Annotated in this window: 13 protein-coding genes and 1 pseudogene; 9 read left to right on the top strand and 5 right to left on the bottom strand. The window is 48.2% G+C overall.

The features are described from left to right. Positions 1–241: 241 nt before the first annotated feature. Positions 242–3,115, bottom strand: coding sequence for an HD domain-containing phosphohydrolase (locus BTA35_RS02060; RefSeq protein WP_077242758.1), 2,874 nt, complete (start codon positions 3,113–3,115; stop codon positions 242–244). 150 nt (positions 3,116–3,265) lie between these two features. On the opposite strand from BTA35_RS02060, the gene BTA35_RS02055 reads away from it, so the two are divergent. Further along, positions 3,266–4,204 (top strand): patatin-like phospholipase family protein, encoded by a 939-nt coding sequence (locus tag BTA35_RS02055; protein ID WP_077242757.1) that lies wholly within the window; start codon positions 3,266–3,268, stop codon positions 4,202–4,204. Positions 4,205–4,269: 65 nt separating this feature from the next. Here the strand turns inward: BTA35_RS02055 and rsuA are convergent, their stop codons facing one another. Together rsuA and BTA35_RS02045 are read right to left on the bottom strand one after the other, a co-directional pair. Further along, positions 4,270–4,968 carry a 16S rRNA pseudouridine(516) synthase RsuA gene (gene rsuA / locus BTA35_RS02050; RefSeq protein ID WP_077242756.1) on the bottom strand — a complete coding sequence of 233 codons (699 nt, stop codon included), beginning with the start codon at positions 4,966–4,968 and terminating at the stop codon, positions 4,270–4,272. A gap of 15 nt (positions 4,969–4,983) precedes the next feature. Further along, positions 4,984–5,928 (bottom strand): D-2-hydroxyacid dehydrogenase, encoded by a 945-nt coding sequence (locus BTA35_RS02045; protein ID WP_077242755.1) that lies wholly within the window; start codon positions 5,926–5,928, stop codon positions 4,984–4,986. A 203-nt stretch (positions 5,929–6,131) separates the two neighbouring features. Here BTA35_RS02045 and BTA35_RS02040 point away from each other — a divergent pair, with 203 nt between their 5' ends. From BTA35_RS02040 to BTA35_RS02020, 6 genes and pseudogenes are all read left to right on the top strand, one after another. Further along, entirely contained in the window at positions 6,132–7,139 is a 1,008-nt protein-coding gene (locus BTA35_RS02040) for a D-alanyl-D-alanine carboxypeptidase family protein (RefSeq protein ID WP_160054910.1), read from the top strand. Between the two features lie 84 nt (positions 7,140–7,223). Continuing rightward, the gene (locus BTA35_RS02035; RefSeq protein ID WP_077242753.1) at positions 7,224–8,066 is read left to right on the top strand and encodes a glucosaminidase domain-containing protein; all 843 of its coding nucleotides are present in this window, start codon (positions 7,224–7,226) and stop codon (positions 8,064–8,066) included. A 49-nt stretch (positions 8,067–8,115) separates the two neighbouring features. Next, a pseudogene (locus BTA35_RS02030) lies at positions 8,116–9,132 on the top strand (NAD(P)H-dependent glycerol-3-phosphate dehydrogenase); the annotation flags it as partial. 42 nt (positions 9,133–9,174) lie between these two features. Then, positions 9,175–9,489: a DUF4389 domain-containing protein gene (locus BTA35_RS18350; RefSeq protein ID WP_274378413.1), complete on the top strand. Its 315-nt coding sequence runs from the start codon at positions 9,175–9,177 to the stop codon at positions 9,487–9,489. A 5-nt stretch (positions 9,490–9,494) separates the two neighbouring features. Next, positions 9,495–9,962 carry a SixA phosphatase family protein gene (locus tag BTA35_RS02025; RefSeq protein WP_077242751.1) on the top strand — a complete coding sequence of 156 codons (468 nt, stop codon included), beginning with the start codon at positions 9,495–9,497 and terminating at the stop codon, positions 9,960–9,962. Between the two features lie 3 nt (positions 9,963–9,965). Next, positions 9,966–10,865, top strand: coding sequence for an alpha/beta hydrolase (locus BTA35_RS02020; RefSeq protein WP_077242750.1), 900 nt, complete (start codon positions 9,966–9,968; stop codon positions 10,863–10,865). A 106-nt stretch (positions 10,866–10,971) separates the two neighbouring features. Here the strand turns inward: BTA35_RS02020 and BTA35_RS02015 are convergent, their stop codons facing one another. Together BTA35_RS02015 and BTA35_RS18640 are read right to left on the bottom strand one after the other, a co-directional pair. Continuing rightward, on the bottom strand, positions 10,972–11,928 hold the full coding sequence (locus tag BTA35_RS02015) for an AEC family transporter (protein WP_077242749.1): 957 nt from the start codon (positions 11,926–11,928) through the stop codon (positions 10,972–10,974). Beyond that, entirely contained in the window at positions 11,928–12,062 is a 135-nt protein-coding gene (locus tag BTA35_RS18640) for a hypothetical protein (protein WP_274378407.1), read from the bottom strand. Before BTA35_RS18640 ends, BTA35_RS02015 begins: the two co-directional genes overlap by 1 nt. A 212-nt stretch (positions 12,063–12,274) precedes the next feature. Here BTA35_RS18640 and BTA35_RS02010 point away from each other — a divergent pair, with 212 nt between their 5' ends. Together BTA35_RS02010 and BTA35_RS02005 are read left to right on the top strand one after the other, a co-directional pair. Continuing rightward, positions 12,275–13,075, top strand: coding sequence for an alpha/beta fold hydrolase (locus BTA35_RS02010; protein ID WP_077242748.1), 801 nt, complete (start codon positions 12,275–12,277; stop codon positions 13,073–13,075). 47 nt (positions 13,076–13,122) lie between these two features. Continuing rightward, positions 13,123–13,992: an alpha/beta fold hydrolase gene (locus BTA35_RS02005; protein WP_077242747.1), complete on the top strand. Its 870-nt coding sequence runs from the start codon at positions 13,123–13,125 to the stop codon at positions 13,990–13,992. Positions 13,993–14,005: the final 13 nt, after the last annotated feature.

The raw sequence follows: 14,005 nt of genomic DNA, 5'->3' as shown, positions 1-14,005 counted from the left end.
GTCTATATGCATGTGCGTGGTGTGGATTAATAAAAATAATAAATAAGGGGGTTTTGATCGATTATTAATACCGGAGTTAACAAAATATTCAGGAACTGTTCCGGCTTTCCGGCTTCTAATCTTCTGCAATAAGCGTAGCAAGACGCAGGTTTGTCAAAGCCTGTTTTTCATGAAGGTTCCTTATTAGTGCAACAGCCGCCACCCATTTGGGGTGGCGGTTTTTTTATACCTGTCAGACAGGTTACGGCTGTGGAGTATTTAGCTGTTCGATCAGTGCCGGGTAATCCACTTTGTCATTCTGTTCCTCGGAGAGAAACTCGTTGGCGTAGCCGGAAAAGCTTTTAGCCTGCAAAAGTGTACTGAGCAGCTCTGAGTCAATGTGTCCGTTAAGGGACATATTGACCATAATACTTAGTGACTCGCTCACGGTTTTTGGCTTTTTGTAGGGGCGGTCAGACGCGGTCAGTGCCTCAAAAATATCAGCCACGGCCATCACTTTCTCTTCCGGAGCCATCTCATGGCTCAGGAGTTTTCTCGGGTAGCCCTGGCCGTCAGTCCGTTCATGGTGGTTGCCGGCTATTTCTGGAATTCGCTTAAGGTGATCAGGTAATGGCAGGGTACTCAGCATAATAATGGTATGGACGATATGCTCATTAATTTTAAAGCGTTCTTCATTGGTCAGGGTGCCAAAAGGTATGGTCAGGTTGTAACGTTCGCCAAAATTGACGGAGTATTCCGGTAGCTGCATATCAAAGCCCCAGATATTATCAGGGTTGTTACTTTCAACTGGCGGGCGGCGCTTTTCATCCCAGGACATAATATGTTCTGGCTTATCTTCCAGTAGTTTTTCTTTGGCTGGCAGTGTTGGCTGCGGCGTTTTCAGTAAGCGTGTGAGCTCCTCATGGGCAAGGCCTAGGGTGTTATCAAAGTGACGTAGCCATGTTTGATCGCCGATTTCATGGATCTGAGCGGCTGCATCTGCCGATGTGGATTCTGCACCTTCATTTGCTTTAGCTATTAAATAGAATTGTGCCTGAAGTTGCTGTTGCCGCTGCTCAAGTTCAATTTTAAGTTCATCTTCCGGCTCACCGGCAGCCCGTTGCTGCCAATAGTGAATTTCGGCATCCCGCCATAGTACTTCAAAGCGAGTGCGGATTTCGTGTATGCGGTTAAATATAGTTTCCAGTCGTGTGGCCTTATCAATGACGTGCTCTGGGCTTAGAATTTTCCCACAATCATGTAGCCATGCTGCAATACGGAAGGCTTCTTTATCCTGAGTGGACAGGCTGAAGTCTGCGAAACGGCCTTCTGTTTGCTCTGAGAGAGTATCAATCAGCTGTAGCGCCAGTTGAGGCACTCGTTCACAGTGGCCACTTGTGTAGGGAGATTTGGCATCAATGGCATCGGCAAGTAAGTGCAAAATACCCTCGATCAGTTCTTTTTGACCGTCAATAAGTCGTCGCGTCTCAATGGCGACTGCTGCTGAGCCAGCTAATTCTGAAACAAAACGAATCAGGGCTTTTTTATTTTTCGGCGCTTTTTTCCAATGCATAACGAGCAGCCCCTCTAGGCTGTTATCCCGTTTTCTGAGAGAGATAACCAGACTGTTCTTCGGCGTTTCAAGCTGCTCTAGTGTGTGGTGGAGGATACTGGAGTCGTCCTGACCCTGTTCTGTTAGTACTTCTGGGAAGCCGGTTTCAACGGTGGTGCTGGTAAGGGAAAAGTGATGCTTTTCCGGCTGGTAGAGATAGATAGCCCCAGTGGACATGCCTGTAGCTGTGACCAGGTTCTCTAATACTCCGTCGAGCATTTTCTCCAGATCATTTTCTCTATTGAGGCAGAGACTAATGGCCTGGAAGCTATCAATCGTGCGGGACATATTACCCACAACTCTACTGAGCTCTTTTGCCTCTTTAATATCAGATCGAATCTGCACCTGAGAGCTAAAATCAAAACCGGATAGCGCCCTGACCTGCTCTGTAAGCTGTCTGAAGGCCCGGCCGATACGAGCACCACCATATAAACCCAGCAACAGAAGCATAAGAATAACGACGATGGTCCACAGAGTCTGGTTTAAAATAATATCTTTGGCGTTGGCTAAAAGCTCATTTGAAGGGATTGCTAACAATACTTTTATATTTTGTTCACTGAGGCCTGTAATTGGAATCCAAAGCCCATACCATTCCTGGTCTTTTGTGTTAAAACGTTTGAGCTCATTGGCGGCCAGGTTATCCTCCGAAATCATTCTGAGTACGGGGCTTTCCAGCTCCTCAAGCGTGTTCATTCGGTAATATTTATCCTCCTGAACAATCATCTTCTCTGTATCGGCGTGGGCTAAAATATTGTTTTTTTCATCAACAGCTACCAGTTCACTGCCGGATGTCAGTTTTAACATCGCTATTTGTGCGGCTAAATCAGTGACGGATGCATCCATACCGATTGTGTTTTGAGTATTGTGTCCTCTTTTTGCCAGTGTGATACCGATTTCCCGGGTACTGAAAAAGAGATAAGGGCTGGTTAGTATTTGGTCTTCGCTTTCCAGGGCCCTGTTAAACCAGTCGCGTGTTCTGGGGTCGTATTCGTAGTCAGGTTTATTTATTTTGCTGAGAAGGTTTTGGTTTTTATCATAGAAGAACCATATCTTTTTCATGCCTTGACCTATGCCGTCTGGTCGCAGCGATAGCGTCTGAAGCAGAAAGGCTGTGTTTTCAGGGGCGTCAAATTTTCTGAGCATGACCTGGTTATTTAGCTTCCTGAGCAGAAAAAATTCACCGGTGCTGTATCCTGCATAAATGGCGCTCAGTACATCATTTGAGTCAAGTGTTTCAAACAGTACCGGAAGACGCTGTTGTCTGGCTTCAAGGGTTTTAGCGGTCAGAAGAGGGTCGTAACTGAGAATTTGCAGGGCGCTTTGAGCTGGACCTGTTAAGCGTTTGGCTTTTTCATTTAAGGTGTCGCTAAGCTGTTTGGCGGATTCCGCTGTGGCGACAAGAAGCGCATTTTTGTTGTTTTGATAATTTTGAATAACTAATAAAGTACTAAGCAGAAGCATGGCGCAGAACATCGCTCCACCTATCAACCACTGAAGTGATATGCCCTGACGGATAAGCTTCATGCTTATTTCCTTATGTTTTTGGTTAAAAATGAATTTTAAATGTATGAATTGAACTTGGGGACTAATAAATAGCTAATATAGACCAAGGTATATATTTTGCTTATGTTCATATCGCTTGTGGTGGTGATTATTTCGAGGCGTGTAGAGTTTATGGAATCAAAAAAGACAGTGTCCTTAGTTTTAGGTAGTGGTGGTGCTAAAGGGCTTGCGCATATTGGTGTGATCCGCTGGCTTGAAGCGCATGGCTTTTCCATCGCTTCGGTATCAGGCAGTTCGATTGGGGCTTTGGTGGGGGGGATTTATGCTGCTGGAAAGTTGGATGAGTTTGAAGCATGGGTCCGGGCTATAACGAAGGCAAATATGGTCACCCTGATGGATATTTCCTGGGGGCGTGGAGGTTTGATTAAAGGGGACAAAATTATCAGTACCCTAACGGACCTTGTGGGTGATCAGACGATTGAAGAGCTTCCGATATGTTATACCGCAGTGGCAACAGACATTCAGGCAGAGCGTGAGGTCTGGCTCAATTCGGGATCTCTTTTTCAGGCGATTCGGGCATCAATTTCTTTGCCGCTATTTTTTACACCAGTACAGCTGGATGGCCTGACACTTATCGATGGCGGTGTCCTGAATCCGGTGCCTATCGCTCCAACGTTTAGTGATAAAACTGATCTGACAATTGCGGTTAATCTGGGGGCTTCCGTTCAGGAGGAGTTTTCCATGCCGCGCCAATCGATTGCTATCGAACAGAATGATAACCCGGATCTGCAAAATAAAATCTCTCGCTTCTTTAAGGGCTTTCAAAGGACGGAGTCGGATAAACAGGAGCGGGACTGGTCCGCCTACGATGTTGCTAACCAGGCATTTGATGCGATGCAGAGTACTCTTGCCCGCCAGAAACTGGCGGTTTATCCCCCGGATCTGGTGGTGGATATTGCCAGGAATGCCTGTGGAACATTGGAATTTAACCGGGCTACAGAGATGATTGACCTTGGCTACGAGCGGGCTGAGAAGTGCCTGAAGGCTTTAAAGTCTGATGACTGCAAGCAAGAGCAACAGGTGGTTATTCCACAGGAGCATGAGGCCTGATAAGCTTTGCAGAAAGTGGGCGACCACCTTCTGCTATAGCGAAATTTCCACGTAGAGTGTGTTAACTACTTTGACCAGACGCTTTTTATTTCGTTGTCAGTCAGCTCTCTCCATTCTCCTTCACTCAGTTCCGGATCAAGGCAGATTGCACCAATCTGCTCCCGGTGCAGCTGTATCACCTTATTATCCACAGCGGCGAACATACGTTTAACCTGGTGATACTTCCCTTCGCTGATGCTCAATAACACTTCTGTATCGGTTATACGCTCCAGAATGGCCGGTTTGGTTAACTCACGCTCATTATGCAGCTGGACACCTTTTGTAAACTGATGCTCGGCATCTGCCACCAGTGGTTCTGCAAGCCATGCACGATAGCGTTTCATGCATGCTTTTTTGGGTGATGTGATCTGATGAGACCATTGGCCATCATCCGTTATAAGCACCAGGCCTGTAGTATCGACATCCAAACGCCCTGCAATGTGAAGCCCTTTAGTGTGCGGGAGGTCCATGTCACTAAGTACTGATGGATATTCCTCGTCAAGGGTAGAACACAGTGTGTTTGCCATTTTGTTGAGCATAAAATAACGTGGTTTGACCGCGCCGAGAATCTGGCCATTCAGCTCAATTTCCATATCGTTACTGACTTTGAAACCAGGGTCTTTCACCACCTGTTCATCAAAGGTGACCATCCCCTGGCGTAAAACCCGTTTGGCTTCGGCGCGTGAGATTCCTGTGTGGTGACAAATAAACTTATCAAGACGCATAGTTAAGTTAGTTACTCACTGAGTTTGGGTAAAGGTTTGGATCGATCTTGTGGTCTGATCGATAATATTCTGTCGGGCATGCTGGGAAATCCAGGCATTATGCGGAGTGATGATCAGGTTTAGGTTTTCCTGAAGAGCATCCAGAAGAGGATTGCCGTTGACCGGAGGTTCCTGAGTTAGAACATCTGTACCATAGCCACCGATTTTACCTGCTTTCAGGGTGGCCAACACGTCTTTTTCATTGACAATACCGCCTCTGGCACAATTGATGATCATAAGTTCCGGCTTGGCCAGGGACAGGAGTCCGGCATCAATCAGATTTTTTGTTGCTTCGGTTAAGGGGCAGTGCAGCGATAGGATATCGGCTTTCGGAAGTAACTGAGCGAGGGGTTCTCTGCCATCGTCAGCTTCGTTTCCGGGCCGTGCAGAGAAGCTGACCTTCATCTCAAAGGCCTTTGCCAGCTGAGCGACTTTACGACCCAGCTCACCCGAGCCGACAATAACGAGATGTTGCCCTGCCAGCTCAGAGACGGGGTGCTGCATCAAACAGAAAAACGGGCTTTTATTCCATTCTCCATCCGCTACAGCACTCTGATACAGAGGCTGACGGGTTGTAAGCATTAACATCAGCATCAGAGTGTGCTGGGCGACACTATGCGTGCCGTAGGCTACAGCATTGCTAACGGGGATGCCTGCCTGACTCGCAGCTTCGAGATCGACATTGTTAACGCCTGTAGCTAATACGCAGATCAGTTTCAGGTTATCTGCATTTGCAATGGCTGAGGCGTTGATTATAACTTTGTTTGTCAGTATGACATCGGCACCCTGAATACGCTCGATAACCTGATCTGGCTCGGTTTTATCATATATCTTCAGTTGGCCGAGCGTTTCTTTTAACTCGCTCAGATCAATATCATGACCAAGACTGGCTGCATCCAGTAAAACACCTTTCTTTAGCATACGGTTTCTCTTTAACGTCGCTTTGAAAAATCATTTTAAGTGATTCACTGCACACTGATAAGCAACTATTTCGATACAATTATGTACATCTTCCTCTTGCCTGATTTAAAGGTGCTTTAGTAGGATAGGTTGGCTTGTCAGAAAAAGGGATAGAGTTTAAGCTTTAGGCTCTTTGGTTACAGATCAGACACTGGATGGTAGTTGTGGATCGTAGAAGCATTTTAAAAGCATTGTCAGTCAGCGGTTTTGTTGCGTTAGGTAGCGGCTCCGTCATGCGTCAGCTGTTACAGAGCAAAGGCTCGGACTTGGCTGTGGTGCCTGTTGCTGAAGATAAGGCTGTTTCTGCACTGCCGGATGTCCCTCAACAGTTGGCTGACATCGTAGAAGAACACGCAGCGGCAGCAGACTTTCATGAGGTTTCTGCCCCAAGCAGAATGGAAAATAAAGTAGCGGATCTTCAGGCTGACCTGGAAGCGGTTAAAGCAGACCCTCAAGTCAAAGATTATATGAAGAAAATTCGCTACTTTGAGGGTGTCTTTGAAGACGATTATTTTATCTCTGCAGAAGAGTTTAAACTGGTCAAACAAACCTTGGCCAGAATGTCGCGCGTACAGCGTACGGTGGGGCACGGGAATTTTAATTTAATCAGCTTTGATCAGATGATTAAATATGGCAAAAACTTCTCCCAGGTTGGTGATTTCACCAAAGTCGAGCTTGAATATCTGGAAAAGTTATTTTTTGCTGATGCCCATACTTATGGTTTCTACGGCGAAAAGGTGATGGCCGGTTTAACGCAACGTATTCCATCCAAAGATCTGCTTAAAGTGCCTAAAACAGGGCATTTCCTCTTTAAGGGTAAGTCTCTCGCTTTTTATGAAAAGCTTAGAAAGGGTGTTGGTGACGACATCGTTTTGACATCGGGTATCCGGGGAACGGTTAAACAGATGTACCTGTTTTTGTCTAAAGTGGCTCAGGCTGAAGGTAACATGTCTAAGGCATCCCGTTCTTTGGCACCACCAGGGTACTCATACCATGCAGTGGGAGACTTTGATGTTGGTAAGGTAGGTTTTGGTTACCGAAACTTCACAGAAGATTTTGCGGAGACGGATGTATACAAGAAACTGCAGGATTTAGGATTCCTGACGTTGCGGTATACGGATGACAATCAGTTTGGTGTGCGTTACGAGCCTTGGCATATTCAGGTCGTTTAACGATACTGCAGATGACTCTTCTCTAAATTCTGTCTCTTAAAATGCACGGCATATGCTGTGCATTTTTTATTGGAAAGATTAATCATGTCTTCAACTTCTGATCGTAAAGAGCTGCTTCCCTTCTTATCGCTTTCAGCTTTTCTGCTGCTGCTGATTCCTTTTTTATTAATGAGTGAGATGTTTTATGGCAAAGGCTCAGGAAAGCAAGGGATGGCTGAGACGCCTAAAATGCTTGATCGTACCCTTGCTGAGCTGAAAGATACCCAGGATGTCCGGCAGAAAAAGCTTGGCTTTTTTGCGCTGTTAAAGCCCATGGTTCTACTGGAAAATAGCTATATCCTGGAGCAGCGGCGCTGGATTGAAGCACTGAATCTGTCGCAGCTTACCCCGGTTCAGTCATCACAGCTGAACTCAATACTGATAAATTACAGGCTTATGGATGGCTCTGACTCTCTGCCATCAGATGTATCTGCTTTGAGGGCGCTGGTAAGCCGGTTACTGATAAGGGTGCAACCTGTTCCTGTTGAGCTTGTTCTGGTTCAGGCCGCAAATGAATCGGCATGGGGGCGCTCCCGCTTTGCCCGGGAAGGTAATAACCTTTTTGGGCAGTGGTGTTTTAGTAAAGGGTGTGGCCTTGTGCCCAATCAGCGGTCCGAGGGAGCATATCACGAGGTTGCTGTTTTTAAGTCGCCGCAACTCAGTATCAGGGCCTACCTGAAGAACCTGAATAGTTTCTGGGCTTATGAAGACTTTCGACAGGCAAGGGCTGCAGAGCCTGAGCTTAAAGGGGCCAGGCTGGCAATCTATCTTGCAGAGCATCTGAAGCGATATTCCCAGCGTGGTCAGGCCTACGTGGATGAGCTAAAAGAGATGGTTCAGGTCAACGCTGATTTAATTGAACAGGCGCCAGATGAGTATCTCCGGTAAAATATAGAATATTCAGTGTCAGCCGGAAATAATAATAGTAAGAGTGATTATGACTAAGAGACAAGCCGTAACCGTACTCGGTGGAGGTAGCTTTGGTACCGCTATAGCGAGTATTGCAGCGGACAATCAGTATCCGGTGACTCAGTGGTTGCGTGATGAGCTGCTTGCACAGGATATTAATGAAAAGCGTCGCAATACGCGGTATCTGCCGGATTATGAGATTAATGCTAATGTCAGGGCGACGACCGATGTTGTCGAGGCGGTTTCCGGTGCAGATATTATTTTTGTAGCCATTCCCAGTAAAGCCTTTGCATCTGTTGTTGATCAGGTTTCTGACCAGTTACGCCCGGATCAGATCATGATCAGTACCGCGAAAGGCATCCGGGAAGAAGGCTTTCTCCTGATGTCAGAGATCCTGAAGACACATACACCGAGTCAACATATCGGTGTTCTGAGTGGCCCCAATCTTGCGAGTGAGATTGCACAGAAACAGATGACGGCAACAGTGGTTGCCAGTGATGATCAGTTGACACGTGAGAGTATTCAGAAAGTACTGGGCTGTGATTACTTTCGTGTCTATGCCAGCAATGATCTGTTTGGTGTTGAGTTGGGTGGAGCGCTCAAAAATATCTATGCGATTGCAGCGGGCATGGCTTCAGCCCTGGGGGTTGGTGAAAACACCAGAAGTATGCTGATTACCCGTAGTCTTGCTGAGATGAGCCGCTTTGCGGTCAGTATGGGGGCTAATCCAATGACCTTCTTAGGTTTGGCGGGTGTTGGGGACCTTATTGTCACCTGTATGTCACCCTTAAGCCGTAACTTCAGAGTGGGTTATGCTCTTGGACAGGGTAAGTCACTGGATGATGCTGTGAATGAGCTAGGGCAGGTGGCAGAAGGCGTTAATACTATTCGGCTGGTCAGAAATAAAGCGGTTGAGATGCAGGTATATATGCCTCTGGCCTGTGGGTTGTACGAAGTTCTTTTTAACGATATGCCGGTTGAGAAGGTGATTCGTGGTTTAATGTCCGGTGAGCAAAGTACCGATGTTGAGTTTGTATTGCCGAGAACCTGGTCGTCAGGGTTTGCCAGTGAAAGAAGGAGTAGAGCAATGAGTGAGAAAAAACAGGGTATTGCAACGGAAGTTTTTTGGTTACGCATTATCTTCATGCTGTTCTTTGTGGTTGCTTATCAGATTGCGGAGCTTTTACTGGGGCTAAGTGTTTTATTGCAGGTGGTTTTTATTGCCGTAACAGGCGACAAAAACCTGTTTTTACAACAGACGGGTGCCAGTCTCTCCCGATACGCTTATCAGGTCTATCGCTATCTGACGTATAACCGGGAAGAGAAACCTTTCCCTTTTACTGCCTGGCCGGAGGGTGAGTCGCCCGATGCAGACCCTTATCAGCCTACGGATCAGGACTAAATCTGATGCGCCTGATTTTGTTTCGTCATGGCGAAGCCGGAATGGCTCCGCGGGACTTTGACCGCTGCCTGACCGATGCGGGAATTGCAGATGTGCGTAAGGTAGCCTGCCATATTGCTGATTATCTCAGTGGGGCGGTTACCTATGTCAGTCCTTATGTCAGAGCCCGGCAGACCTGTACTGAGATCCAAAAAAATGCAGAGTTGAAATCCTGTCATGAACTGGGTCTGATTACTCCGGATGAGGATCCGGCACAGGTGCTCCAGTGGTTGAGTGAAATGAAGGAAACATCAACGGTCCTGCTGGTTACCCACCAGCCTCTGGTCAGTCGCCTGATCAGTCTGTTGCTTGATGGCGATGAGACTGGATTCTATCCTATGGCGACAGCATCGGTTACGGTTGTACAGGCTGATATTTGGGCGGCAGGTCTGGCCCGGCTGGAAACTGTGATCCATGCCGATGATCTGGAGTAACATGTGATTAGCTTTGAACCTTTCCGGCAGAGTTTTGACTTTTGGCACCGCCAGGGGCTTAATCAATATTGTCGACTGATGCGGGACCAGTTAGAAAGCGCTATGTTAAAGCCCTGTCGGCCACATGGCTTGATTATCAGCGAGCAAGATACCAATGGCGTCAAATCCGAGTTGGTGTACTGGGATCATGATACGCCCCGTCGTTATGTGGTTTATCTGCATGGAGGTGGATATGTCCTGGGTTCCATTGATACTCATCGGGAATTGGCGGCGCAAATCGCCCACCGTGCTCATGCCCGTGTATTAATTGTTGAGTATCGCCTTGCCCCGGAAGGCCCCTATCCTGCTGGCCTTGATGATGCTGAGGCGGCTTATCAGTGGTTGTTAGATGTTGGTGTTACCCCTTCACAAATTGCATTTGCCGGTGATTCTGCCGGTGGTGGTCTGGCCTTAGCTTTGATGCAGAGGCTGAAATCTGCCGGTAGACCTTTGCCTGCCGCGGCGGCTTTCCTCTCCCCTTGGGTGGATTTAACCTGTTCTACGCCAAGTCTTGATACCAATACTGCGACCGATATGGTGCTGAACAAAGCACAGATGCAGAGTTTTGCCCATGTTTATGCAGGTGATCATTCTGTGTCAGATGCAGGGGTGTCCCCTTTGTTTGGTGACCTTTCCAGCTTGCCACCCTGCCTGATTCAGGTCAGTCGCCAGGAGTTACTGTTAGATGATGGTGTGCGTCTTGCGGAACGGCTTGAAGCGTCGGGCACACCGGTTCAAATCAGTAAGTGGAGTCAGATGCCACACGTCTGGCAGCTACTGCATCGCTACTTACCCCAGGCCGACGAAGCCTTACGGGAGCTGGGGGAGTTTCTGAAAATGAAGGTCAAGGGGGAGCCCTCCTGATTCTGCCTGCCGGATTGAGTTTCTGATATAGAACGCACTGTTATTTAGCGTAACAGTGCGTTTTTTATACTGAGTGCTGTTGCGGATGGCTTGTAAGCCGGAGTATCTATACCAGTTGCAACCAGTGTAAGAAGAAAACACCGAGCGTGATGGTTAAAGTTGATCCCACCGTTGTCAGGGCGACGATATTTGCCGCAAGGGCACCATTCGCCCCCATGGCTTTTGCCATAACAAAGCTGCCTGCGGCGGTTGGGCTGGCAAAGTAGAGAAAGAGAATGCCCAGGGTTTGCCCTGTCCATCCCAAGTACCATGCCCCCCAGGTCATCAATACTGGCAGAATGGCCAGTTTCATTCCGGTGGCCCCCCATGAAGCCAATGATGAAGCTCTTAACGCTTTAAGACTCAGAGAAGCACCAATACATAATAGCGCTAACGGTAAGGTCATACCGGAAAAGTAAGTACCTGTTTTCAGCAGTAGTGGTGGCAAAGTCCACTGGAAGTAGGAAAAGGGCAGGGCCAGCACGACAGATAGGATCAATGGGTTTTTGACAATATCCATGAAAACCGGCTTCCAGCCCATACCTGATCGTTCCGGTTGTGACGTGCTTAGGGCGATTACTGACAGGATGTTATAGAGAATGATCAGGCAGCCCAGTAGCAACGAAGCCATGGGCAGGCCTGCCTCGCCAAATTGGTTTGCTACCAGGGCCATGCCAATAATTCCCTGATTACCGCGGAAACTTCCCTGAATAAATACGCCCCTGTCGGCAGGAGTCTGCACCATTATTCGTGCAGCCCAAATCAGCAGAAAGAAGCTAATCAGGGTAACGGCAGAAGCATAGAGCAGAACTCCGGGATCAAGGCTTTCGCGAATATTGGTCTTACTGATATTCAGAAACACCAGCGTTGGCAAGGTGACACGAAAAACTAATGTGGAGGCGACTCTGACAAAGTGATCGTCCAGCCAGCGCCACTGCTTAAACAGCACACCCAGAAAGACAATAATAAAAACTGGGGCGGTAATTTGAAGCGTCGCGCTAAGGGAGTGAAGTAGGGCGTCCATCAGCTTGACTGACTGATCTGCCAGATGGCAAATGTTATCGCTACCAGCACGGTAATAAAGAAGCTTAGGTTACGCTTCTTTTTCACTTCAGGAGAGCGACTGGGGCGTTTGGATTTATCCGGGTCAAGACTCATAATAGCTCCTTTTTTAGGGATTGCTTAGCCCAGGGGCTGGCATTATGCAGCCGGAAGGGAGTTCCTCTTAAGGGGAGCAAGACTTTACTGCGCTCTTTGCTTTCCTGCAAGTTGATTAATTATTTAACAGCCCAGAATAATCTCTGACTTGTGCATTATGGCATAAGTGATAAAAATCAAACGTACGTTTGCTCTGGAGTCTGTCCGTTATTATGTCAATTCTGCATTTTGCCCACGCCAATGGTTTTCCTATGGGGAGCTACCGGGTTTTGTTTGAAGCTTTGGCTGAGAATTTTAATGTTCAGGGGGTGTCACATATCGGGCATGACCCCCGCTGGCCTGTCTCAGACAACTGGGATGCACTGGTGGATGAGCAGCTGTCTCTGATCAGTGCTGCAGAAGAACCGGTGTGGGGCGTAGGGCACTCCCTGGGAGGCGTGTTGCTCTATCGGGCTGCCCTGAAAGCCCCCGCTTATTTTAAAGGGCTGGTTTTGCTGGACCCGCCTCTTTATATCTCCGGTCTCAGACCCTGGCTGCTGAAAATCGCTAAGCGTACAGGCCGAATCGACCGCATTACTCCGGCGCGCCAGAGTCGTTACCGGAAGAAAAGCTGGTCAGATGAAGAGGCTGTTCTGGAGTATCTGCAATCACGGGCGTTGTTCCGAAATTTTGATGAACGCTGCCTTGCTGACTATGTTGCTTCGGGTACTAAATCAGAAGATGGCATGCGTGTGCTGAGCTTTTCACCTGAGGTGGAGTACAAAATTTTTTGCGGTATTGCTGACAACCTGTGGGGGTCAGGGCGTAAAATAAAAGTACCGGTATCCGTATTGACCAGCGATCAGGCATCCGTCATTCCGGGGGACGGGATTCGGGGGATTCGTCGTTCGGGCTTCAACTGGAAACCCCTTGATGGTGGACACCTGTTCCCACTTGAGTATCCGGAGTCGACAGCTGATGAGATTCAGGCCATGATTAAACTGATGCAGGGTTCATCTGGCCTCCCGCAATAGCCTGCAGGATGTTAAGCCCGTACTTGTGATATGACCGAGGTACTACCGTGCAGGAACCGATTCCTTTTCAGGTGGATTTAGACTACGTTTCCCTTTCCGGTTTGCGCTGGGGAAAAGGGCACCGTACGCCGGTGCTTGCAATGCATGGTTGGTTGGATAATTGTCAGAGCTTCTGTCGGATAGCTCCCATGTTGGCAGAGGCCTGTGATCTGGATATCTGGGCAATTGATCTGGTCGGGCACGGTCATTCCGGTCATCGTCCGAAAGGTTCTTATTATCATATCTGGGATAATGTCATTGATATGGCACTTCTCATGGATGCGCAAGGCTGGGAGCAGGTGGATCTGCTGGGGCACTCCATGGGGGCCGGTGTCGCTACTCTGATGGCTGGCGCAATGCCGGACCGGGTTGGCAGGGTTGGCCTGATCGAGGGTTTGGGGCCGTTATCGACGTCGGCAGAAGAGTCACCTCAGCAGCTGACCCAGGCTATAGGCCGCTACAAGCTGCAAACCTATAAGACACCACCTTGTTACACTTGCGTAGAAGAAGCTGCAGAAGCCCGGATGCGAGGGATTGGTGAAATCAGTTATGACGCAGCCTTTCCTCTGGCTGAACGGGGAACCCGGCGTGATGAAGAGGGTTGGCGCTGGCGCTCAGATGCACGACTGAGGATCCCTTCTCCGGTGCGTTTGACAGAGGTGCAGATCTATAGCTTTTGTGAAGCGATTAAAGCCCCCACACAATTGATTGTTGGTGATCATGGCTTTCTTGTGAATAGAGAAAATACCCGATTGCGTAAAGAACGGGTGGCCGATATTGAGCAGCTTGTGCTGCCGGGTAATCACCATCTGCACCTGGAACCTGGGACAGCAATCGCTGTGGCAGATGCCCTGAAAGATTTTTGGCAAAAAAGCTGATCTATTCATTTTT

This window comes from Oceanospirillum linum, assembly GCF_001995095.2.
Classification (GTDB): Bacteria; Pseudomonadota; Gammaproteobacteria; order Pseudomonadales; family Halomonadaceae; genus Oceanospirillum; species Oceanospirillum linum.
The sequence above is the reverse complement of the archived record's forward strand: the minus strand, read 5'-3'. Positions and strand labels throughout refer to the sequence as shown.